The organism is Micromonospora sp. KC723 (genome assembly GCF_004348595.1).
GTDB lineage: Bacteria > Actinomycetota > Actinomycetes > Mycobacteriales > Micromonosporaceae > Micromonospora.
The window spans coordinates 28,362-50,095 of sequence record NZ_SMKD01000028.1 but is presented as its reverse complement, the minus strand read 5'-3'; the positions used below and the strand labels follow the sequence as shown (position 1 = coordinate 50,095).

Sequence of the window (21,734 nt, the reverse complement as noted above, 5' to 3'; positions counted from 1 at the left end):
GCACCAGATCCTCCGCCCGGTGCCAGTCACCGCAGAGCAGGTACGCGGTGCCGCGCATCGCCTCCGACCTGGCCGCGAAGTACTCCGCGAATGCCGCGTCACGATCGCCCATTCCGTCCTCCGATCCCTGATTCGGAGATAGTCACGGGGTCGGTGGCGCCGGGGGTTGCTCGGCGGGGCGAGATTTGTCGTCGCGACGAGTCGCGGGCAGCGAGGGCGGGATGGGTTGACGGCCGGGGTCAGTGCTCCCGGTAGGTGGCGAGGTCGAAGTCGGCGTGGCCACCGTCGCCGCCGAGATCCTGCACCCACAGACCGAGGAACGCCCCGGTGAATCCCCACGCCGCCGGCTCCCCGTCGATGATCAGCGCGGCGTGCTCGTCGGAGAGGATGGTCGCGTCCAGCTCCACCGGGAGATGTCGCCAGCCGGCGCCGAGGTCGTAGCCGAAGCGTACGACGGGCCCGTCGAACTCCGCGCGCAGGCCGACCCGGGTGACGCCGGTGGCGTCCACGGTCAGCTCCGGGTACGGGGTGCGTCGCCCGCTGTCGGCGCTGAGCAGCTCCAGCACCGTCCGGCCGTCGTCGGCCCGGGTCAGGTAGAGGTGGTGCCAGTTGAGCGTGTTGTAGTAGGCGGTGACCCCGGCCAGTTGGCGGTGGTCGACCGGGTCGAACTCGACCACGGTCTCCAGCGAACAGCGCGTCGCGCCGACCCGCCGCGCGACCAGGCTGGGGGTCTGCCGACCCACCGGTGACTGTCCGCCGTGGACGCGCAGGTACGACGGGCGGGACCCCAGGTCGATCCAGTCCGGGGTGGCCGGTCGGCGCAGGGTCGACCAGCACGGGCCCAGCTCCGCGCCGTCGAAGTGGTCGGTGGCGGGCTCGGCCGGCCACGGGTGCGCGGGCAGGCAGGGCGCGGTGACCTCGTCCGCCGGGACGCCACCGGGGATCCGGGGCCAGCCGCCCGACGGCCAGTCGACCCGTTGGATCGCGGTCTCCCGCCCCAGTACGCAGTTGCCCAGCGGGGTGTAGGGGCGGCCCACCAGGTGCGCCAGGTACCACTCGCCGTGCGGGGTGCGGACCAGGCTGCCGTGGCCGGCCTTCTGCAACCGCAGCTCGGGCCGGCCCACCGAGGTCAGCAGCGGCCCGGCCGGGTCCACCTCGTACGGCCCGAACAGTTCGCGGGAGCGCGCCACCGTGACCTGGTGCTCCCAGCTGGTGCCCCCCTCGGCGGTGATCAGCCAGTACCAGCCGTCGTGGCGGTACAGGTGCGGCCCTTCGGTGAGCCCGACCGGGGTGCCGGTGAACAGGAGGCGGGGCCGGCCGACGAGCCGGCGCGCGTCCCGGTCGTAGCGCTGGATCTCGATGCCGCCGAAGCGGTCGCGGCCGGGTCGCCAGTCGGCGCTCATGCTGAGCAGCCAGCTGGAGCCGTCGTCGTCGTGGAACAGTGAGGCGTCGAAGCCGTGGCCGTGCAGTTTCACCGGGTCGGACCAGGGGCCGGTGATGTCGGGGGCGGTGACCAGGAAGTTCTGTGGGTCCCAGTAGCCACTGGCGAAGCTGGCGACGTCGCTGTAGACGAGGAAGAACTGACCGTCGTACCAGGACAGGTCGGGTGCCCACACCCCGTTGGAGTCGCCGCAGCCGCGCAGGTCGAGCAGGCGGCGTTCGGTGATGATCCCGCCCAGCGGTCGCCAGTGCACGAGGTCGCGGGAGTGGTGTACGCGGACCCCGGGATACCACTCGAAGGTCGAGGTGGCCAGGTAGTAGTCGTCGCCGACCCGCAGGATCGAGGGATCCGGGTGGAACCCGGCGAGGACGGGGTTGCGGATCGACCGGGCAGCGGTCGCCACGTCAGCGGTCTCGGTCGACACGTCGGCTCCTCTGATGCGGCTCTCGGAAACTTTCGGATGGCGTCCGGAAACTCAGGAAGTCTTGACCACGCTAGCGGTTCGCGTCTGGTTGCGACAGACCTCTTGACCCGGGAGGGAAGTGCTCGTAGCGTGCCGGCCATCGATCGGTACTACCGGTGATGCACCGAAACTTCCGGAGATCCACGTTCCAGATCCCGCCGGTTCGACCCGGCATCCGAGCACCTCGTCAGTCCTCGAAGGGATGGATCATGACAGTGCACCTCTCCCGCAGAACGCTGCTCGGCCTCGTCGGCGCCGGTGCCGGCGCCTACCTGGTCAGCGCGTGCAGTGACGGCGGCTCCGACAACGCGGGCGGCCCGCAGGCCATCAACTGGTGGCACATCCAGAACACCGAGCCGATGCTGCCGGTGTGGGCGGCGATGGCCCAGGAGTACCAGGGCGCGCACAGCGACGTCACCATCGAGATCCAGCCGCTGGAGAACGAGGCGTTCAAGGCCAAGCTCACCACCGCCACCCAGGCCGGCTCTCCGCCCGACCTGTTCCAGTCCTGGGGCGGGGGCGTGCTCAAGCAGCAGGTGGACGCGGGTCTGGTCAAGGACATCACCGACGAGGTGCGGCCGTGGATCGGCGGCCTGCTGCCCGCCGCCGTGCAGCCGTACACCATCGACGACCGGATCTACGGTGTGCCGTTCGACGTCGGCATGATCGGCTTCTGGTACAACAAGGACCTCTTCGCCCGAGCCGGTGTCAGCGCCGTCCCCACCAGCTGGGCCGGCGTCCTCGACACCGTCCGCAAGTTGAAGGGCGCGGGCATCGTGCCGGTCGCCCTGGCCGGCAAGGACAAGTGGCCGGCCCACTACTACTGGGCCTACCTGGCCATGCGCATCGGCGGGCTCGATGCCCTGCGGCAGGCCGCCAAGGACAAGAACTTCGACACCCCCGACTTCGTCGCCGCCGGCGAACGGCTCAAGGAACTGGTCGACCTGCAACCGTTCCAGCGGGGCTTCCTCGGCGCCGAGTACGGCTCCGCGGACGGGCAGGCCGCGACGATGGGCAACGGTGGAGCGGCCATGGAACTCATGGGCCAGTGGGCCCCGAGCGTGCAGGCGTCGAGCTCCACCAGCAAGAAGGGAATCGGCGACAAGCTCGGCTTCTTCCCGTTCCCCGCGGTCGACGGCGGCAAGGGCTCCGCCTCGGACGCGTTCGGCGGCGGCAACGGCTTCGCTGTCGGCAAGGACGCCCCCGCCTCGACTGTCGACTTCCTCAAGTTCCTGCTCACCGCCGACAACCAGCGGCGGGCCGCCAAGACCGGCGCGGTCCTGCCGACCGTCAAGGACGCGGCCGACGCCATCTCCGACCCCAACCAGAAGATTGTCGCGGAGAACCTGGCCAAGGCCAGCGGCTTCCAGCTCTACCTCGACCAGGCGTACCCGCCCGCCGTCGGCCAGCAGATCAATGACAGCGTCGCCGAACTGATCGCCGGCACGAAGACGCCCGCGCAGATCGTCAAGGACATCACCCAGGTGGCGAAGAGCCAGTAGCGATGGCCACCCACCGCCCCGTAGCCGTCGGCGAACACCGAGTGGAGCAGGCATGACCAGGCCATCGACCGTGCCGGACGCCGGGCGCGGCGACGTGGTGACCGGCCCGCCGGGGCCGGACGCCGCGCGGCAGCGCGGCCACCGTCCCCGGCCGGGCCGCCGTCGCGCCCTCGCCGTCTTCCTGACACCTTCCCTGACGCTGTTCCTGCTGCTGGTCGTCGCGCCCATCGCGGTGGCCAGCTACGCCAGCCTGTACAAGTGGAACGGCTTCGGCCTGCCGGAAAACCACGTCGGGTTGGACAACTACACCAGGGCCCTCGCCGATCCGGTGTTCCGCGGTGACCTGTGGCGCGGGTTCGTGCTGATCGTGCTCTCCCTGACGATCCAGCTACCCGCCGCCCTGGGCCTGGCGATGCTGCTGAACCAGCCGCTGAAGGGCCGTGGCCTCTACCGGTTGGTCTTCTTCGCGCCGTACGTGCTCTCCGAGGTCACCACCGCGGTGCTCTTCACCCTGGTGTTCTCGCCCAACCGCGGGCTGGGTGAGGTGATCTCGCGGTGGCTGGGAGCCGAGGCGGGCGCCGTCTTCGCCGACCCGGACACCGTGCTGTTCGCCGTCTTCCTCGTCGTGTCCTGGAAGTACTTCGGCCTCTACATGATCCTCTTCCTGGCCGCCCGGCAGGGCATCCCCAGGGAACTGCACGAGGCCGCCGTCACCGACGGCGCCGGCGCCTGGCAGGCCTTCCGACACGTCACCCTGCCCCTGCTCGGACCGACGATCCGGATCGCCGTGTTCCTGTCGGTCATCGGCACCATCCAGCTGTTCGACATGGTCTGGGTGCTCACCGGCGGCGGCCCGATCCACGCCTCGGAGACCATGGCCGTGACGATGTTCCAGTACGGGTTCCGCCGCTTCGAGGTCGGCTACGCCAGTGCGATCAGCATCGTCATGTTCGTCCTGAGCCTCGCCTTCGCCCTCGTCTACCAGCGCGTCGTCCTGCGCCGGGACACCGAGGGCGCCCTCACCGTCCAGGGAGATCAGCGATGACCAGCCCGGCGAACCCGGCCCTACGGGCCCGCCGCCTCGTGCTGCACCTCATCTGCGTCGCCGTCGGCGCGCTCATCGTCGTACCGGTCTGGTTCGGGGTGATCGGCGGGTTCAAGGACAACGGCCAGCTCTCCACCAACCCGCTCGGCCTGCCCGACCCGTGGGTGCCCGGAAACTACACCGACATCGTGACCTCCGGGGTGTTCTGGCGGCACCTGGGCAACAGCCTCCTGATCGCCGTGAGCAGCACCCTCATCGTCGTGGGTGCCGGGGCGATGGCCGCGTTCGTCTTCGCGCGCTTCGCCTTCCGGGGCCGGGAGTTCCTGGTCACCCTCTTCGCGGTCGGGCTGATGTTCCCCTTCGCGGTGGCGATCCTGCCGCTGTTCGTCCTGCTGCGCGGGATGGGACTGCTGGACAACCCGCTCGGGGTGATCCTGCCGCAGGCCGCCTTCGGGCTGCCGATCACCATCATCATCCTGCGCCAGTTCTTCCGCACCATCCCGGGCGAGGTCGAGGAGGCCGCGACGCTGGACGGTTGCGGCCCGTTCGGGTTCTTCTGGCGGGTCCTGCTGCCGATGGCCCGCCCGGCCCTGGCCACCGTGTCCGTGCTGGCGATCGTGGCCAGCTGGAACAACTTCATGCTTCCCCTCGTCGTCTTCACCGACCAGGGGTGGTGGACCCTGCCGCTCGGGGTCCAGGCGTTCCAGGGCCAGTACTCCGACGACACCGCCCGGGTGCTCGCCTACGTGGTGCTGTCCATGGTGCCGGCCCTGGGTTTCTACGCCGTAGCCGAACGCCAGCTGATCGGTGGTCTGGCCGGCAGCGTCAAGGGGTGACCGACACCGCCTGCGGTAGCCTTCTGCCACCGTAGGCTCCCGCCACAACGAGAGGTGGACCGTGGGCTCTGGCGACAACAGGAACGTCACCATCGCGGTGATCGCGCGCTTGGCCGGCGTTTCCGTGCCCACGGTCTCCCGTGTCCTCAACGGCCGCTCCGACGTCGCCCCGGGCACCCGGGAACGGGTCGAGGAACTGCTCACCCGGCACGGCTACCGCCGGCGGCCACCGAGCAGGCGCACCAACTCCGCTCTGGTCGACCTGGTCTTCAACGACCTGGACAGCCCGTGGGCCGTGGAGATCATCCGCGGGGTGGAGGATGTGGCGCACGCCAGCGGGGCCGGCACCGTCGTGTCGGCCATCCACCGGCGCACCTCCGCGGCGAAGCAGTGGCTCGACAACATGCGCGCCCGTTCCACCGAGGGAGTCATCTTCGTGACCTCGATGGTGGAGCCGCCGTTGCAGGCCGAGCTGCGCCGGCTCCACGTCCCCGTGGTCATCGTCGATCCCGCCGGGGTGGCCCCGCAGGACGCGCCGACCATCGGCGCCACCAACTGGGCGGGCAGCCTGAGCGCCAGCCAGTACGTGCTGGGCCTCGGTCACCGCCGCATCGGCTTCATCGCCGGCCCGCCACAGCTGATGTGCAGCCGGGCACGGCTGGACGGCTACCGGGCCGCGCTCGACGCCGCCGGCATCGCCGTCGACGACACCCTGATCCGCCCCGGCAACTTCTACCACGAGGCCGGCTACACCGCCGGAACCCAGCTGCTCGCCCTGCCCGATCCGCCCACCGCGATCTTCGCCTCCAGCGACCAGATGGCACTCGGCGTCTACGAGGCGGTCCGCAAACGCGGCCTGCGGGTACCCGACGACGTCAGTGTGGTCGGCTTCGACGACCTGCCCGAGGTCCGGTGGTGCTCGCCGCCGCTCACCACCATCCGGCAGCCGTTGGCCGAGATGGGCATGCTGGCGGCCCGCACCGTGCTACGACTGGCCAACGGCGAGAAGATCGAGAGCCCTCGCGTCGAACTCGCCACCGAACTGATCGTCCGCGACAGCGCCGCCGCCCCCCGGCACGGCTGAGGGCGGCGTCTGTCGTACCGTCCGCCCGGACCGCGTCGCCACGGCCGGTGACCGTGGCGACGCGGCGGCATCAACGCGTCTTGGGCAGGTCGAACTGGTCGGCGGCCTTGCAGTCCTTCTGCCCGCCGATCGCCCGTGGACCGAGCCGGTCGAGTTCGGTGCGGGCCCGTTCGCGGCCCAGGTTCCAGGCGTACCAGGGATCCGGCCGGCCGAGATCGTCGTCGATCCAGCTCAGCGTGCAACGGCGGACCCGGTCGGGGAGCGTGGCCAGCGCCGGGGTGGCGTCGGCGGAGAGCGCCCGCAGGTACCAGGCGTCGATCTTGCCGGTCTGTTCGTACCGGGCGATGTTGCGCCGGGCGGCGTAGTCCTCCGGGTTGAGCGTGGCCAACCCCAGCAGCATCGCCACGGCCAGACCCACGGTGGCCCCGGGGATCCACCGCCCCCGCCAGCGGACGCCGGCCACCAGGATCATCAGGAAGACCGCCCCGAGCAGCAGCTCGAACGCCATCACGAAGATCCGCTCGCCGGTGAAGCTGTAGACCTTCTGGTAGGTGTACATCCGGGACAGCGCCGAGACCACGATCACCACACTGAGCGCGCTGAGCAGGCCGAGCAGCACCCGCAGCAGGACGCGCTCCGCCCGGCGCTCCCGCCGGGCCCACCGGCTGACCCCGCCGAGGACCGCCAGGGTCAGCAGGGTGACGACCACGAGCTGCCAGAAGCCGCTGCGCGCGTACTCGGCGTAGCTGAGCCCGACGGTGCGCAGGACGTGCCGCTGCCCACCGAAGAGCACGGTGAACTGCACCGCCACGAAGCCGACGAAGAGCACCGTCAACGCGGCGATGGCCGGGGCCCACTCGACGGTGCCGAGCCGGCGCTCGCCCGGCCGGTCCACCGTGGACAGGTCCGGCGGGGCGGCCAGGGTGTACACGGCGGCGACGGCGATCAGGCCGCCCGCCACGGCCAGGAACATCCACCGGAACACGCCGCTGATGTTGATCTCCGGCACGATCACCCCGAGAACCTCGGAGAACGCGGCGTCGGCGGAGGAGAGCAGGCCACCGAAGACCAACAGCACGAGCACGGTGGCCACCGTCGACCAGCCCACCCGGCGGAGCATTCCCGAGTCGGCGGCGGTCGTGACGTGCCGACGGACCCAGGGCAGCCCCCGGAAGGCCGCGAACGGGGCCGCGACCAGGCTGTACAGAATCGAGCGGACCAGCTTGCCCCCGATGATCGCCAGCGCCGCGCAGCCGAGCGCCCCGAGCACGCAGAAGGTCACCAGCCACCAGGCGTTGCGGAAGGCGAGCACGGCCAGCAGCGCGAGCGCCGCCCCCGCCCAGCCGGCCCGGACCAGGCGTTCGGCGCGGGGCATCCCGGCGGTGCCGCGCCGGACCGCGACGAGCACCGCGACGGTCAGCACCAGCCAGCCCAGGAACCAGCCGATGCCGACCCGGCCGAGTGGGACGAAGGAGGCCACGCCCAACGCCCCGGCCGCGACGGCGGCGGGCACCGCCCAGCCGGTGGCCGGCTTCGGACCGGGCCAGCGGCGCTGGAGGAAGCCCGGGGCCGGCGGGATCGGCCGGGGCGCCCAGGAGACCGGCGGCCCGCCGTACTGCGGCACGGGTGACCCGTCGGGCGGCGTGGGCGCGGTGGTCGGGCCGGGACGCGCCGGTGCGGCCGGAGCCGTCGCGGGCCCAGCCCCCGTCGGCTCGGCGGTCGGGCCGACGGGGGCCGGCGTACCGGCCGTTCCGGTGGCCGGCCGGTCGGCCGGGGACGCCTGCACGGCGGCCGGGCTGCCCGGTTCGCCGGCCGGGCCGGTGCCGGGTTCCGCGGTGGTGGCCTCAGCGGCTACCCCGCGGGTCGGGACCACGGGGGCGGCGGTCGGATCGCCGGTGGCCGGCACCAGGGGTACGAAGACCGCGAACCCGCGGGTGCCGGGTGGGACGGAGACCGGGATGGCCCAGCCGGGCTGGCCCTCCTGACCCGGCCACACCAGGCTCGGCGGTGTGCCGTCCGTGGTCGGCAGGACCAGCAGGTAGGGCGTCCCGTCGGTGGACGGTGGACGGTCGGTCCCACCGGGGGGCACGGTGGCCCCGGGGGAGTCCGGTGGGGGTGGCGGCTCGGACACGGCACGCTCCTTGGTCACTGAGGTGTGGTCACTGTAGAGCCAACCTCCACCGTCCGCCGTCCCCTGAACCGGATCCGGCCGGCGAGCCGCGCCGTCGCGCCCGTCGACCGCGGGTGAACCTTTGCCGCCCGCCGTCCGTACCAGTGCCCGGGAGGTCCACCTTGATGCCCGTACGTCGAGTGCTCGCCGCCGTCGCGGCCGGCGCCGCGACCGTTCTGCTGACCGCGGTGCCGGCCGCGGCGCACGGCGCGCCCACCAGCCCGGTCAGCCGCAACGCGGCCTGTGGTCCGGCCGGGGAGCATGCCTCGACGCCCGCCTGCCGGGCGGCCGTGAAGGCCGGTGCGGCGCTGCGCGAGTGGGACAACATCCGGCAGTACGGCGTCGCCGGCCGGGACCGGGAGAAGATTCCCGACGGCGAGCTGTGCAGCGGCGGCCTCTCCGCGTACCGGGGGCTGGACCTGGCCCGCGACGACTGGCCGGCGACCGAGTTGACCGGCGGAACCAGGTTCACCTTCCGCTATGCGGGCACCGTCCCGCACGAGGGCACCTTCCGGCTCTACGCCACGCTCCCCGGCTACGACCCGCGGAAGCGGCTGACCTGGTCGGACCTGTCGGAGCGTCCGTTCGTGACGGTCACCGACCCGCCGCTGCGCAAGGGCGCGTACGAGTTCACCGGGCGGTTGCCGGTCGGGCTGACCGGACGGCACCTGATCTACACGGTGTGGCAGAACTCGGACAGCGCCGACACCTACTACTCCTGTTCCGACGTGGACTTCGTCGAGCCGTCGGCCGAGTCCCCGTCCGCCGACGTCACCGCCTCGCAGGTCCTGGCCGGGCCGACCGGCGCCGCGGGCGTACCGGAGCCCACCGCCGCGCCCGTGTTCACGGCGGAGCCGGCGCAGACCGGGGCGGGCGGCGTACCGGTGGCGGCGGTGTCCCGGCTGCGTGACGACACGTACCTGCTGGCGAGCGGGGCCGCGGCCGCCGCGGTGCTGCTCGGCGCGATCGTGGTGTTGCGGCTGCGCCGGCCCAGCGCCCCGCCCCCGGGTCGCCCCTGCGGGGTGCGCAACCACCGTGCCGGCCGCCGCCGCGTCTGGTGACGGCGGCCCGCCCACCCCTCGGCGCTCGCCGGCTCAGCCCAGCAGGCGGTCGATCTCGGCCAGTTCCTCGTCGGCGAAGTCCAGGTTGTCGACCGCGGCGACGTTCGTCTCCAGTTGGGCGACGCTGCTCGCCCCGATGATCAGGCTGGTCATCCTCTGGTCGCGCAGCGCCCAGGCGAGCGCGAGCTGGGCGAGGGTCTGGCCACGCCGCTCGGCGACCTTGCCGAGCCCTCGGATGGTGGCCAGCTTCTCCTCGGTCAGGTCGCTCTCGTTGAGGAACACGCTGGTGCGTACCCGGGAGTCCGCCGGGATGCCGGCCAGGTACCGGTCGGTGAGCAGTCCCTGGGCGAGTGGGCTGTACGCGATGCAGCCCGCGCCCACCCCGGCCAGCGTGTCGAGCAGGCCGTCGTCCTCGATCCGGCGGTTGAGCATCGAGTACCGCGGCTGGTTGATCAACAACGGGGTGCCCAGGTCGCGCAGGATCGCCGCGGCCCGGGCGGTCTGCTCGGAATCGTAGTTGGAGACGCCGACGTAGAGCGCCCTGCCGGAGCGGACGATCGCGTCGAGCGCGCCCATCGTCTCCTCCAACGGGGTGTCCGGGTCGAAGCGGTGCGAGTAGAAGACGTCGACGTACTCCACGCCCATCCGGCGCAGCGACTGGTCCAGCGAGGCGAGCAGGTTCTTGCGCGAGCCCCACTCGCCGTACGGGCCGGGCCACATCAGGTATCCGGCCTTGCTGGAGATGACCAGTTCGTCCCGGTACGGCTTCAGGTCGGTGGCGAGCATCCGGCCGAACGCCTCTTCGGCGGCACCGGGCGGCGGCCCGTAGTTGTTCGCCAGGTCGAAGTGGGTGATCCCCAGGTCGAAGGCGCGCCGGATGATGTCCCGCTGCCGCTCGTAGGGCCGGTCCGGTCCGAAGTTGTGCCACAGGCCGAGCGAGACGGCGGGCAGCCGTAGCCCGCTACGTCCGCTGCGGCGGTAGGTCATAGAGTCGTAACGGTCGTCGCTGGCGAGGTAGGTCACGACTGAAGACCCTAACCGCGCCCGGCGTGCGGCTCGTAGCGGAGCCGGGGCAACTCCCGCCTCCAGCTCGACGCCACCCCATCATGCCGCTGGCCGGGCGTGCGGTCACATCGGCGGGGGTAGCTTCGGACCAATGTCGCCGACGCGCACGACGCCACACCGAGCCAGATCGCGCTGGCGTACCTGCTGCGGCACCCGAACGTGGTGGCCATCCCCGTGCGTCCGGGGTGGAGCAGATGGAACGCAACGCGGCCGCCGCCGAGATCGACCTGGCCGCCGCGGGTCGCCGCGCTCGCCATGAGCAGCGCGCCCGCATCGCCGGCCCGCCGCGATCGCGGCTGACGTCGCGGGCCGGCCCCTGGGCCGTCGGCCCGCGACCACCGGGGACAAGGGTGCCCCGTCGGTCGACGGGGCACCCTTGTTCTCCTGCGCTAGCCTGGGTCGGGTGACTGCGCCCAACCAGGTTCTCCCGGTCCCGCCTGCCGACCTGCCCGGCACGCTCGGCGCACTGCGTACGGGCGGCCACCAGTACCGCACGGTCAAGCAGGAACTCCGCGACAACCTGCTCGCCCGGATGCGGACCGGCGAGGACCGGTTCCCCGGCATCGTCGGCTACGACGACACCGTCCTGCCGGAGGTCGAGCGGGCCCTGCTCGCCGGCCACGACATGGTGCTGCTCGGCGAGCGCGGCCAGGGCAAGACCCGGCTGATCCGCTCGCTGGTGGCGCTGCTCGACGAGTGGACGCCGGTGATCCCCGGCTCGGCCCTCAACGAGCACCCGCTGCACCCGCTCACCCCGGCGTCCCGCGCGCTGGTCGCCGAGGCCGGCGACGACCTGGCGGTCGGCTGGCTGCACCGCTCGGCGCGCTACGGCGAGAAGCTGGCCACCCCGGACACCAGCGTCGGCGACCTGGTCGGCGACGTCGACCCGATCCGGCTGGCCCAGGGGCGTACCCTCGGCGACCCGGAGACCATCCACTTCGGGCTGGTGCCCCGCACCAACCGGGGGATCTTCGCGGTCAACGAGTTGCCGGACCTGGCCGAGCGGATCCAGGTCGCGCTGCTCAACGTGCTCGAGGAGCGGGACATCCAGGTCCGCGGCTACCAGCTGCGGCTGCCGTTGGACCTGTTCCTGGTGGCCAGCGCCAACCCGGAGGACTACACCAACCGGGGGCGGATCATCACGCCGCTCAAGGACCGGTTCGGCGCGGAGATCCGTACCCACTACCCGGTCGACCTGGAACTGGAGCTGGCGCTCGTCCGGCAGGAGGCCGACCTGGTCGCCGAGGTGCCGGAACACCTGCTGGAGGTTCTCGCCCGGTTCGCCCGCGCGGTGCGCGAGTCGCCGTCGGTGGACCCGCGCTCCGGGGTCTCCGCCCGGTTCGCCATCGCCGCCGCGGAGACGGTCGCCGCCGCCGCACTGCGCCGTTCCGGCCTGCTCGCCGGTGCCGCCGCCGACGGGGTACGCGGGGAGGCGCCGGTGGCCCGGGTCGGCGACGCCGTCTCCGTCACCTCGACCCTGCGCGGCAAGGTGGAGTTCGAGAGCGGCGAGGAGGGGCGGGAGATCGAGATCCTGGCGCACCTGCTGCGCACCGCCACCGCCGAGACGTTCCGGGCCCGGCTGGCCGGCTTGGACCTGTCCGGCTTCACCGCCCTGGTGGCGGAGGACACCGTGATCGAGACCGGCGAGCTGGTCGCCTCGGCCGAGCTGCTGCGCCAGGTCGGCACCGTGCCCGGTCTGGCGAAGGCGCTGGACCGGCTCGGTCTGGGCGACGCGCCCACCCCGGAGCAGGCCGCCGCCGGCGTCGAGTTCGTGCTCGAAGGGCTGCACCTGACCCGGCGGCTGGGCAAGGACGTCACCGAGTCGGGGCGGACTGTCTACGGCGGCCGGGGCTGACGGGTGGCCGGCAACCGGTCCCGGTACGGCCAGTGGCGCGGCGGGCCCGATCCGCTCGCCCCGCCGTACGACGTGCGGGCCGCGGTGGACGAGGTCGGCACGGAGGTGCTCGCCGGTGGCAGCCTGCGAGAGGCGCTGCGGAACCTGCTGCGGCGCGGTCCACAGGGCCGGGGCGGCCTCGACGACCTGGCCGCCCGGGCCAGGCGGCTGCGCCGGGAGGCGCTGCGCCGGGGTGACCTGGACGGCACCGTCACCCGGGCCCGGGCCCTGCTCGACCAGGCCCTCGCGGCGGAGCGCGACGAGCTGCGCGGCCGGGACGGCGACGAGGCGCGCTTCGCCGAGACGGTGCTGGAGAACCTGCCCCGGTCCACGGCCCGGGCGGTGGCGGAGCTGTCCGGCTACCGGTGGGCCAGTGCCGAGGCCCGCACCACATACCAGCGGATCCTCGACGGGCTCCGCGGCGAGGTGTTGGAGCAGCGGTTCGCCGGGCTGCGTGACGCGGCGCGGGCCGCCGCCGACCCGCAGGTGCGGCGGCAGCTCGCCGCGATGATGCGCGACCTGAACGACCTGCTGGCCCGGCACGCCCGCGCCGAGGACACCACCGACGCGTTCGCCGAGTTCATGCGCCGGCACGGCGAGTTCTTCCCGGAGCGGCCGAAGGACGTCGAGGAACTGGTCGACGTGCTGGCCCGCCGGTCGGCGGCCGGGGAGCGGCTGATGCGGTCGCTGTCGGAGCGGCAGCGCGAGGAGCTGGCCGGGCTGATGCGCCAGTCCCTCGGCGACCGGCTGGCCGGCGAGTTGGCCGCGCTCGACGGGCACCTGCGCGCGTTGCGGCCCGACCTGAACTGGCAGCGCGGGGAGCGGGTCCGGGGTGACCAGCCGCTCGGCTACGGCGAGGCCACCGGCGCCCTCGGTGAGATCGCGGAGCTGGACGAGCTGCTGGACGCCCTGGAACAGGGGCATCCCGGCGCCAGCCTGGACGACGTGGACGTCGAGGCGGTCACCCGGACGCTGGGCCGCGACGCCGCCGACGACGTACGCCGGTTGCGGGAGCTGGAGCGGGAGCTGCGCCGCCAGGGTTGGGTGGCGCGGGACGCCGACGGGCTGACCCTGAGCCCGAAGGCGCTGCGCCGGCTCGCCGGCACCGCCCTGCGGAAGGTCTTCGCCGACCTGACCGCCGGCCCTCGCGGCCAGCACGACCTGCGGGCGGCCGGCGCGGCCGGCGAGGTGAGCGGCGGGTCCCGCCCGTGGGAGTACGGCGACGAGCAGCCGCTGGACGTGGTGCGTACCCTCACCCGCGCGGTACGCCGGGCCGGTCCGACGGTGCCGGTCCCGCTCGCGGTCGAGGACTTCGAGGTGGTGGAGACCGAGCGGCGGGCGTCGGCGGCGGTGGCGCTCTGCGTCGACCTGTCGTACTCGATGGTCTCCCAGGGGCGCTGGGGGCCGATGAAGCAGACCGCGCTGGCGCTGTCGCACCTGGTGGCGACCCGGTTCCCGCAGGACGCGTTGCAGATCGTCGGGTTCGGCCGGGAGGCGACGACGCTGACCCGGCAGGAGTTGGCGGCGGTGGAGCCGGACCTGGAGCAGGGCACCAACCTCCAGCACGCGCTGCGGCTGGCCGGACGGCACCTGCGCCGGCATCCGGGCGCGGAACCGGTGGTGCTGGTGGTCACCGACGGTGAGCCGACCGCCCACCTGGACCCGGACGACGGGCAGGCCTACTTCCACTGGCCGCCGCTGCCGGAGACGATCGAGGCCACCGTCCGCGAGGTGGACCGGTTGACCCGGTACGGCGCGACGCTCAATCTGTTCATGCTCGGTGACGACCCGGGCCTGCGCCGGTTCGTCGACGCGGTGGCCCGCCGCTCGAAGGGCCGCATGTTCACCCCCGACGTCGACGACCTCGGCGAGTACGTCGTCTCCGACTACCTGCGCGCCCGCCGGGGCCGTCGCTGACCCGTCCGGGTGATCCCGCCCGCCGGGCCGGTGCCGCCCGGCCCGGGGCACGTTGACTGGGGCCATGGACAGCGGCGGCCTGCGGCGGGCGTACGAGGAGCTGCTCGACGAGGTGGCGGCGGGCGGGTTCGGTCCGCCGCCGGCGGGGCAGCTCAGCGCCGAGCAGATCGTGGCGCACCTGGCCGCCAACGACGAACTGATGAGCGAGGCGACCGAGGCGGTGCTGGCCGGCTCCCCGTTCGCCTACTACGACCTGGAGTCCGTCCACCGGGGCGAGGTGGACGAGCTGGTCACCGCGCACGGCGGGCTGGACGGGGTGGCCACTCTGCTGCGGGCCACCAGCGGCAGGCTCTGTGCCCTGGTGGAGCGGCTGGGCCCGACCGCCGACACCCCGGTCGACACGCACCTGCGGGAGGGTTTCGACCTGCGGGTGGACGAGCCGCTGCCGTGGTCGCGCACGCTGGACCTGCACACCCGCGTCCACCTGCCCAAGCACCTGGCCCAGTTGCGGATGCTGCGCGACGGCGGCGACGCGTAGCGTCGTCGGCCTAGCGGGGGGTGGCGTCGGTCGCCGTGAGTGTTTTGATCGACGCGAGTGCGGTGTCTGGATCGGCGCCGAGGCCGCTGAGCATGGTGACGAGCATGGGCACCAGGACAAGCTCGGTGCCGTCCTCGCCGAAGTAGCCGCCGACGTCGGCCATCACGTAGCCGTGCATCGCGGTCCATAGTTGGCTGGCGATCGCCAGCGGGTCGGCCGGTCGCAGTCGTCGCTGTTTCACGGCGCGACCGCAGGTCTCCACGATCTCCTCGAAGGCGTACCGGCCGCGTGTGCGCTCGTCGGCGGTCTGGGGGCGGTACATGCCCAGCGGGGCGGTACCGAACATGACGGCGTACAGGTGCGGGTTTTGGCGCGCGTTGACCAGGTAGGCGCGGGCCAGGCCGGCCAGGTCGGTGATCGCGTTGTCCGTGTGTGGCACCTCGGCGAGTCGCGCGGCCAGCCGGGCGAAGCCTTCTGTGACCACCGCGTCGGCAAGATCGGCCATCGAGCCGAAGTGCGTGTACACCCCCATCGTGGAGGTGTCGGCCTCGGCGGCGACTCGGCGCAGGGTGAGCGCCGAAGGGCCTTCCTCGGCGAGCAGGCGGGCGGCGCCTTCCAGGAGGCGGACACGCACGGTGGGATCGGTACGACGTTCGACCACGGACCGATCCTAGTGCTATAGCGTTTGATATAGCGACTGATATACTGCTCGGTGGAGGTGGTTCACATGAACGACTGGGACGTGATCGTCATCGGCTCCGGCCTCAGCGGGCTCACCTGCGCCGCCTATCTCACCGCTACCGGCAAGCGCACTCTCGTGCTCGAACAGAACCAGGTAGCCGGCGGATGCAGCCAGGTCTTCCGGCGCAAGGGGAACCGGTACGAGTTCGACGTCGGCATGCACTACATCGGTGAGTGCCACCCCGAAGGGCGGATGACGGCGGCACTGCGCGGTCTCGGACTGGACGGTCGGATCGATTTCCGCCAGCTCGACCCCGACGGCCACTCGACGCTGGTGTTCCCTGATCTCACGTTCCGGGTGCCCAGCGACTGGGACACCTACCTGGCTCGGCTGGTCGAGGCGTTCCCCGACCAGGAGCGTGGCCTACGGCTATGCGTGGGCATCCTGCGACGGATCGGCGCCGAGTTGCGTGCCGCCGCGATCCCCGGATGGACCATCGCAGGCATGCTGCGGTTCGTCCGGGCGGCGCCGACCCTGGCCTCCGTCGGGCTACTGCCGCTGACCTGGCTGTTCGCCGCGTGTCGGCTCAGTCCGCTGGCCAGGGCGGTGATCGTCGGCGAGTCCGGCGACTACGGGGTGCCGCCGTCGCGGACCTCGGTGGCGCTGCACGGCGCTTTCCTTGACCACTATCTCACCGGCGGCGCCTGGTACCCGCGCGGCGGCGGTCAGGTCATTCCGGCTCATCTCATCGACGTCATCCAGACCCATGGCGGCCAGGTGCGCACCAAGGCGCGCGTCACACGCATCCTGACAGACGACGGAACCGTGGTCGGCGTCCAGCTCGACGGGGGCGAGGCGATCCGCGCCCCGATCGTGGTGTCGGGCGCTGACCTCAAGCGCACCTACCTCGACCTCGTCGGCCGCGACCACCTGGCGCCGGCCACCGTCGCCCGGGTGGAGAAGTACCGGATGGCGCTGCCGTTGTTCAGCGTCTATCTCGGACTCGACATCGACCTCGCCGACCAGCTGCCCAACAGCACATACTGGTGCTACCCACACGCCGATGTGGAACAGGTCTACCGCGACATCTACGACGGCCGGATCCCGGACGAGGTGCCGATCTTCCTCACCTCGGCCACCACCAAGGATCCGGGAAACCCGCACGCCGCTCCGTCCGGACACTCCACCCTCGAGGTGATGTGCCTCGCCCCGCAGGGCACGTTCTGGCCCAGCGGCGACGACTACCGGAAGGACCCGCAGTACGCCGTGCTCAGGGGACGCCTCACCGAGCAGCTGATCGACCGCGCTACCACCGTGATCCCGCACCTACGTCAGCACATCGTCTGGCAGGAGGCGTCCAGCCCGCTCACCCATGAACGGTTCACGCTGTCCACCCTCGGCTCCTGCTACGGCATCGAGATGGCCGCCGACCAGATCGGTCCACGCCGACCCGGCCCGCGCACCGAAATCCGCGGCCTGTGGCTCACCGGCGCCAGCACCATCTGGGGCAGCGGCATCGTCGGCGCCGTCAGCAGCGGCCTGGGCACCGCCGGAGCGATCCTCCGCCGCCCGCTCAGCGCCGAAGTCAAGAAAGGTGCCGTGATCGCCGACCCGTCCAGGCTCACCCCGATCAGCCCCGACTGGGATCCGCTAGCCGCGTCCAAGCCCAATTCCCCGCTCCGCCGCCGGTCCCGCACCGCGGCCTAGTCGACGGTCCACTGCTGCGCGGCGGCGCTGGTGCAGGGGACCTGGCGCAGCTCCGCGCCGGCCTCGGCGGCGCCGTCCTGCGGTTGCGCGCACTTGCCGGAGTGCACCGCGACCACCAGCACCGGCCCGCCGCTGCTGCCGATCAGTCGCCACTGCTGGTTGTCCCGGCCGTGGCAGGGGTACTGGAGCAGCTTCGCCCCGTCGTCGCCGCTGCCGCCGTCGACGTCCAGGCACTGGCCGTGTGCGGCGTTGGTGAGGGTGTACACGTCGGGGGCGACCTGGTTGACCACCCAGCGCTGCTCCGGCCCGCCGGTGCAGGCGACCAGTCGGGCCTGGGCCATCTCGTCGTCGCCGTCGGTGCCGACGCAGAGCCCGGAGGTCGCGGAGCGCAGCACCTTCGGCCCGGCCAGCGGGGTACGCGGCGGGAGACTGCGCGGCGACGGTGACGGCGAGGCCGAGGTCGGCGTCGGCTCGGGGCTCTCCGACGCCGGGTCGGCGGACGGGGAGGCGGGAGCGGGTACGGCCGCCGGCGTCACCGAGGGCTCGTCGCCGCCGCCGAGCACGCCGGTGGCGAAGAAGACCCCGAGCAGGACGCCGACCAGCCCGGTGGCGAGCGCTACCCGCAGCAGCGGATCCCGGGGCAGACCGCGGCGGGTGGCCCGGCGGCCGGCGTAGACGGTGCCGGAGGGGTCGTGGTGTGCGTCGGGGACGGACATGGGGGCATAGTGACTCACCGACCGGGGCGGGGGCCACCCGGCCCGCCGGGCGGTGACCCGACCGACGACGGTGTGTCGTGTGCCGACAACGAGGAGTGGTCGGGCCGTACGGGATGGTCACCCGGTCGAGGTGACGTGGGTGTCCCGTCCCGGCCGCGAAACGGCCACCATGGGCATCCCGCGAGAAGTGCGCTCGGCGCGTAAGGTGACTTCATGCGCGCACTGCGTGATCATGAGCGGGCGGTGGCGACGTTGCGGCGGTCGTACGCGGCCGTGCCGCCGGGGCAACCCGTACGCCTCGCCAAACGCACCTCCAACCTCTTCCGTCCCCGGGCCGCGGTCAGCGCGCCCGGGCTGGACGTCTCCGGGCTCGACGGTGTGCTCGCCGTCGACCCGGACGCCCGCACCGCCGACGTGCAGGGCATGTGCACCTACGAGAACCTCGTGGACGCCACCCTGCCGTACGGGCTGATGCCGCTGGTCGTGCCGCAGCTGCGCACGATCACCCTGGGCGGTGCGGTCACCGGGCTGGGCATCGAGTCGACGTCGTTCCGCAACGGTCTGCCGCACGAGTCGGTGACCGAAATGGACGTGCTCACCGGCGCCGGTGACCTCGTCACCGCCCGCCCCGACGGGGAGCACGCCGAGCTCTTCGCCGCCTTCCCCAACTCACTGGGCAGTCTCGGCTACGCCACCCGGCTGCGCATCGAGCTGCAACCCGTACGCCACGCGGTGGTGCTGCGCAACGTGCGGTTCGCCCGGCTCGAGGAGCTGACCGACGCCGTCGGCGAGGTGATCCTCAAGGGCGAGTGGGAGGGCCAGCCGGTCGACGCGATGGACGGGGTGATGTTCAGCCCCGGTGAGGCGTACCTGGTGCTGGCCACCTTCACCGACGACGCGCCCCGGCTCAGCGACTACACCGGCCAGGACATCTACTACCGCTCGCTGCGCCGGCGCACCCGCGACGCGCTCACCACGTACCACTACCTGTGGCGCTGGGACACCGACTGGTTCTGGTGCTCGTCGGCGTTCGGCGTGCAGCATCCGCTCGTCCGTCGGCTCTGGCCGGCCCGGTGGCGACGCAGCGACGTCTACCACCGGCTGGTCCGCCTCGAGCACCGGCACCGGGTGGCGGCCCGGGTGGACCGCTGGCGCGGGCGACCCGCCCGCGAGCGGGTGGTGCAGGACGTGGAGATTCCGCTGGAGGGGACGGCCGATTTCCTGCGCTGGTTCGCCCGGCACGTGGGGATGACCCCGGTCTGGCTCTGTCCGCTGCGGCTGCGGGAGCCGGGCGGCCCGGGTTCGGCGCGGTCCTGGCCGTTGTACCCGCTGCACCCCGGGCGCAGCTACGTCAACATCGGTTTCTGGGGAAGTGTGCCGATCGCCGAGGGCGCGGCGGACGGCGACGTCAACCGCTCGATCGAGCGGGCGGTGTCCGAGGCGGGCGGTCACAAGTCGCTCTACTCGGACGCGTACTACGACCGGGAAGCGTTCGACCGGCTCTACGGCGGCGACGTCTGGCGTGCCGTGAAGGACCGCTACGACCCGGATCACCGGCTCACGGGACTGTACGAGAAGGCGGTAGCACGAAGATGAGCCTCACCGATCGGGAACAGGGGGCGGCGGCCACGCCGGCCATGCCGCCGGCGGGCGGCCGGCGTTCGGCGACGACCGTGGCGGACGTGATCCGCGCGGTCACCATCGGGGACCTGCCGGTCCGCATCACCGGGTACGACGGCAGCGCGATCGGCCCGGCCGACGCCGGGATCAGCCTGGCCGTACGCTCCGAGCGGGGGCTGTCGTACCTGCTCACCGCGCCGGGCGACCTGGGCATGGCCCGGGCGTACGTCAGCGGTGACCTGGGTCTGGAGGGAGTGCACCCCGGCGACCCGTACGAGGCGTTGCGGGTGCTCAAGGACGAGTTGCGGCTGCGGGCGCCGTCGGTGGCGGAGGGGCTGGCCCTGGTGCGTGGGCTGGGCTGGGAGCGGCTGCTGCCGCCACCGCCACCACCGCAGGAGGCGCAGCCGCGCTGGCGGCGGGTGATGACCGGGCTGCGGCACTCCCGGGCCCGGGACAGCTCCGCGATCGCGCACCACTACGACGTGTCGAACGCCTTCTACGAGAAGGTGCTCGGCCCGTCGATGACGTACACCTGCGCGGTCTACCACAGTCCCACGGACTCGTTGGAGCAGGCGCAGGCGGCCAAGTACGACCTGGTGGCCGGCAAGCTGGCGTTGAAGCCGGGGATGCGGCTGCTGGACGTCGGGTGCGGCTGGGGTGGCATGGTCCGGCACGCGGCCCGGGAGTACGGCGTGCGGGCCCTCGGGGTCACCCTGTCCCGGGCGCAGGCGCGGTGGGCGCAGGCGGCCATCGAGCGGGAGGGGTTGTCCGGGCTGGCCGAGGTACGGCACCTCGACTACCGGGACGCCCCGCGGGAGCAGTTCGACGTGGTCTCCTCGATCGGGCTGACCGAGCACATCGGGGTGCGCAACTATCCGGCGTACTTCGGGGCGCTGCGGGAGCGGCTGCGTCCGGAGGGCCGGCTGCTGAACCACTGCATCACCCGTGCGGACAACCGGGCTCCGCACCGGTCCGGCGCGTTCATCGACCGCTACGTCTTCCCCGACGGCGAGTTGGCCGGGCCGGGCCGGCTGATCGGTGAGATCCACGACGCCGGGCTGGAGGTGCACCACGAGGAGAATCTGCGCCAGCACTACGCGCTGACGTTGGCGGCCTGGTGCCGCAACCTGGTGGAGCACTGGGACTTCTGCGTCGCCGAGGTGGGTCAGGGGCGGGCCCGGGTCTGGGGGCTGTACCTGGCCGGGTCACGGCTGGCCTTCGCGCGTAACGGCATCCAGTTGCACCAGGTGCTCGCGACCCGCAACGGGCCGGAGGAAGTGAACGGCTACCCGCTGCGTCCCGACTGGACGCCGTGAGTCGCTGAGGTGGGCCACGCAGTGAGGCGTTGACGGAAGGCCGCGCCACACCCGGCGCGGCCTTTCGTCGCACCCATTGACAAAGAAGGTTTTTACGTACAGGATTGTTTTTGCTATGAGAGACGTCCTGTACCTGGAGCAGATCGAGCAGGCCGAGACCCTGCTCAAGCCGCAGCGCGTGGAGGTGCTTCGGCAGTTGGCCGAGCCCCGCACCTGCACCGAGGTCGCAACGCGGCTGGGGCAGACGCCGCAGCGCGTCTACTACCACGTCAAGCAGTTGGTGGCGGCCGGCCTGGCCGAGCAGGTCGACAGCCGCAAGGTGCGCGGTATCAGCGAGGGCATCTACCAGGCCGCCGCGCGGTCGTACTGGCTCTCGCCCCGGCTGGTCGGGCGGGTCGGCGGGCTGCGCCGGGCCCGGGACGAGCTGAGCCTCGGCCACCTGCTCGACCTGATGGAGGAGGTCCAGGCGGACGTCGCCGCGCTCGACCGGACCGCGCCGGAGCTGCCCTCGATCGGGGTGTCCGGCGAGATCAGGGTGCCGCCCGAGCGGCGGCAGGAGTTTCTGCACGACCTGCAGTCCACGCTGCGGGACCTGTTCACGCGCTACGGGGGCGCCGAGGGGGACGCCTTCAAGCTCGCCGTGGCCTGTTACCCGAAAGGGAAAGACCTTGACTGAA

General features: G+C 72.4%; 17 protein-coding genes and 1 pseudogene. 12 read left to right on the top strand and 6 right to left on the bottom strand.

Going from position 1 to position 21,734, the window contains the following annotated elements:
• Both E1165_RS30475 and E1165_RS09485 read right to left on the bottom strand, forming a co-directional pair.
• Positions 1-112, bottom strand: a pseudogene (locus E1165_RS30475) (SigE family RNA polymerase sigma factor); the annotation flags it as partial.
• Positions 113-239: 127 nt separating this feature from the next.
• Positions 240-1,865 carry a glycoside hydrolase family 43 protein gene (locus tag E1165_RS09485; protein ID WP_132389792.1) on the bottom strand — a complete coding sequence of 542 codons (1,626 nt, stop codon included), beginning with the start codon at positions 1,863-1,865 and terminating at the stop codon, positions 240-242.
• A 248-nt stretch (positions 1,866-2,113) separates the two neighbouring features.
• On the opposite strand from E1165_RS09485, the gene E1165_RS09480 reads away from it, so the two are divergent.
• The 4 genes from E1165_RS09480 (at position 2,114) to E1165_RS09465 (ending at position 6,371) form a co-directional block, all read left to right on the top strand.
• Positions 2,114-3,406: an extracellular solute-binding protein gene (locus E1165_RS09480; RefSeq protein WP_132389790.1), complete on the top strand. Its 1,293-nt coding sequence runs from the start codon at positions 2,114-2,116 to the stop codon at positions 3,404-3,406.
• A 52-nt stretch (positions 3,407-3,458) separates the two neighbouring features.
• Positions 3,459-4,451, top strand: coding sequence for a carbohydrate ABC transporter permease (locus tag E1165_RS09475; protein WP_132389788.1), 993 nt, complete (start codon positions 3,459-3,461; stop codon positions 4,449-4,451).
• Positions 4,448-5,287 carry a carbohydrate ABC transporter permease gene (locus E1165_RS09470; RefSeq protein ID WP_132389786.1) on the top strand — a complete coding sequence of 280 codons (840 nt, stop codon included), beginning with the start codon at positions 4,448-4,450 and terminating at the stop codon, positions 5,285-5,287. Before E1165_RS09475 ends, E1165_RS09470 begins: the two co-directional genes overlap by 4 nt.
• 61 nt (positions 5,288-5,348) lie before the next feature.
• A complete protein-coding gene (locus tag E1165_RS09465; protein WP_132389784.1) occupies positions 5,349-6,371 on the top strand; it encodes a LacI family DNA-binding transcriptional regulator in 1,023 nt (340 codons plus the stop codon).
• A gap of 70 nt (positions 6,372-6,441) precedes the next feature.
• Here the strand turns inward: E1165_RS09465 and E1165_RS09460 are convergent, their stop codons facing one another.
• Entirely contained in the window at positions 6,442-8,502 is a 2,061-nt protein-coding gene (locus E1165_RS09460) for a DUF4153 domain-containing protein (protein ID WP_132389782.1), read from the bottom strand.
• A gap of 164 nt (positions 8,503-8,666) precedes the next feature.
• Between E1165_RS09460 and E1165_RS09455 the strand changes: the two genes are divergently transcribed.
• Positions 8,667-9,602, top strand: coding sequence for a lytic polysaccharide monooxygenase (locus E1165_RS09455; protein ID WP_132389780.1), 936 nt, complete (start codon positions 8,667-8,669; stop codon positions 9,600-9,602).
• Positions 9,603-9,635: 33 nt separating this feature from the next.
• On the opposite strand, the gene mgrA is transcribed toward E1165_RS09455, so the two are convergent.
• Positions 9,636-10,625, bottom strand: a complete 990-nt coding sequence (gene mgrA / locus E1165_RS09450) for an L-glyceraldehyde 3-phosphate reductase (protein WP_132389778.1) — start codon at positions 10,623-10,625, stop codon at positions 9,636-9,638.
• A 436-nt stretch (positions 10,626-11,061) separates the two neighbouring features.
• Between mgrA and E1165_RS09440 the strand changes: the two genes are divergently transcribed.
• The 3 genes from E1165_RS09440 to E1165_RS09430 all read left to right on the top strand — a co-directional run bounded on the left by E1165_RS09440 (position 11,062) and on the right by E1165_RS09430 (position 15,016).
• Positions 11,062-12,522 carry a magnesium chelatase gene (locus E1165_RS09440; protein ID WP_132389800.1) on the top strand — a complete coding sequence of 487 codons (1,461 nt, stop codon included), beginning with the start codon at positions 11,062-11,064 and terminating at the stop codon, positions 12,520-12,522.
• 3 nt (positions 12,523-12,525) lie between these two features.
• Positions 12,526-14,478, top strand: coding sequence for a VWA domain-containing protein (locus E1165_RS09435; protein WP_132389776.1), 1,953 nt, complete (start codon positions 12,526-12,528; stop codon positions 14,476-14,478).
• A gap of 64 nt (positions 14,479-14,542) precedes the next feature.
• Positions 14,543-15,016: a hypothetical protein gene (locus tag E1165_RS09430; protein ID WP_132389774.1), complete on the top strand. Its 474-nt coding sequence runs from the start codon at positions 14,543-14,545 to the stop codon at positions 15,014-15,016.
• 10 nt (positions 15,017-15,026) lie between these two features.
• Here the strand turns inward: E1165_RS09430 and E1165_RS09425 are convergent, their stop codons facing one another.
• Positions 15,027-15,677 carry a TetR/AcrR family transcriptional regulator gene (locus tag E1165_RS09425; RefSeq protein WP_132389772.1) on the bottom strand — a complete coding sequence of 217 codons (651 nt, stop codon included), beginning with the start codon at positions 15,675-15,677 and terminating at the stop codon, positions 15,027-15,029.
• 66 nt (positions 15,678-15,743) lie between these two features.
• On the opposite strand from E1165_RS09425, the gene E1165_RS09420 reads away from it, so the two are divergent.
• Complete coding sequence (locus E1165_RS09420) at positions 15,744-17,405, top strand: NAD(P)/FAD-dependent oxidoreductase (RefSeq protein ID WP_132389770.1); 1,662 nt, start codon at positions 15,744-15,746, stop codon at positions 17,403-17,405.
• Here the strand turns inward: E1165_RS09420 and E1165_RS09415 are convergent.
• Positions 17,402-18,121 (bottom strand): RICIN domain-containing protein, encoded by a 720-nt coding sequence (locus E1165_RS09415; protein ID WP_132389768.1) that lies wholly within the window; start codon positions 18,119-18,121, stop codon positions 17,402-17,404. The two genes, E1165_RS09420 and E1165_RS09415, sit on opposite strands and share 4 nt — an antisense overlap.
• Before the next feature lie 213 nt (positions 18,122-18,334).
• On the opposite strand from E1165_RS09415, the gene E1165_RS09410 reads away from it, so the two are divergent.
• From E1165_RS09410 to E1165_RS09400, 3 genes are all read left to right on the top strand, one after another.
• The gene (locus E1165_RS09410; RefSeq protein WP_132389766.1) at positions 18,335-19,717 is read left to right on the top strand and encodes an FAD-binding oxidoreductase; all 1,383 of its coding nucleotides are present in this window, start codon (positions 18,335-18,337) and stop codon (positions 19,715-19,717) included.
• On the top strand, positions 19,714-21,057 hold the full coding sequence (locus tag E1165_RS09405; RefSeq protein ID WP_132389764.1) for a cyclopropane-fatty-acyl-phospholipid synthase family protein: 1,344 nt from the start codon (positions 19,714-19,716) through the stop codon (positions 21,055-21,057). The genes E1165_RS09410 and E1165_RS09405 overlap by 4 nt, the downstream gene beginning before the upstream one ends.
• Before the next feature lie 115 nt (positions 21,058-21,172).
• Positions 21,173-21,733 (top strand): helix-turn-helix domain-containing protein, encoded by a 561-nt coding sequence (locus tag E1165_RS09400; RefSeq protein ID WP_132389762.1) that lies wholly within the window; start codon positions 21,173-21,175, stop codon positions 21,731-21,733.
• Position 21,734 lies beyond the last annotated feature (1 nt).

Excerpts from the sequence above, each read along its gene's own strand:
- E1165_RS09410 (WP_132389766.1), top strand. The coding sequence starts at position 18,335 with ATGCGCGCACTGCGTGATCATGAGCGGGCGGTGGCGACGTTGCGGCGG.
- E1165_RS09430 (WP_132389774.1), top strand. The coding sequence starts at position 14,543 with ATGGACAGCGGCGGCCTGCGGCGGGCGTACGAGGAGCTGCTCGACGAG.
- E1165_RS09415 (WP_132389768.1), bottom strand. The coding sequence starts at position 18,121 with ATGTCCGTCCCCGACGCACACCACGACCCCTCCGGCACCGTCTACGCC.
- E1165_RS09455 (WP_132389780.1), top strand. The coding sequence starts at position 8,667 with ATGCCCGTACGTCGAGTGCTCGCCGCCGTCGCGGCCGGCGCCGCGACC.
- E1165_RS09480 (WP_132389790.1), top strand. The coding sequence starts at position 2,114 with ATGACAGTGCACCTCTCCCGCAGAACGCTGCTCGGCCTCGTCGGCGCC.
- E1165_RS09475 (WP_132389788.1), top strand. The coding sequence starts at position 3,459 with ATGACCAGGCCATCGACCGTGCCGGACGCCGGGCGCGGCGACGTGGTG.
- E1165_RS09400 (WP_132389762.1), top strand. The coding sequence starts at position 21,173 with ATGAGAGACGTCCTGTACCTGGAGCAGATCGAGCAGGCCGAGACCCTG.
- E1165_RS09420 (WP_132389770.1), top strand. The coding sequence starts at position 15,744 with ATGAACGACTGGGACGTGATCGTCATCGGCTCCGGCCTCAGCGGGCTC.
- E1165_RS09405 (WP_132389764.1), top strand. The coding sequence starts at position 19,714 with ATGAGCCTCACCGATCGGGAACAGGGGGCGGCGGCCACGCCGGCCATG.
- E1165_RS09470 (WP_132389786.1), top strand. The coding sequence starts at position 4,448 with ATGACCAGCCCGGCGAACCCGGCCCTACGGGCCCGCCGCCTCGTGCTG.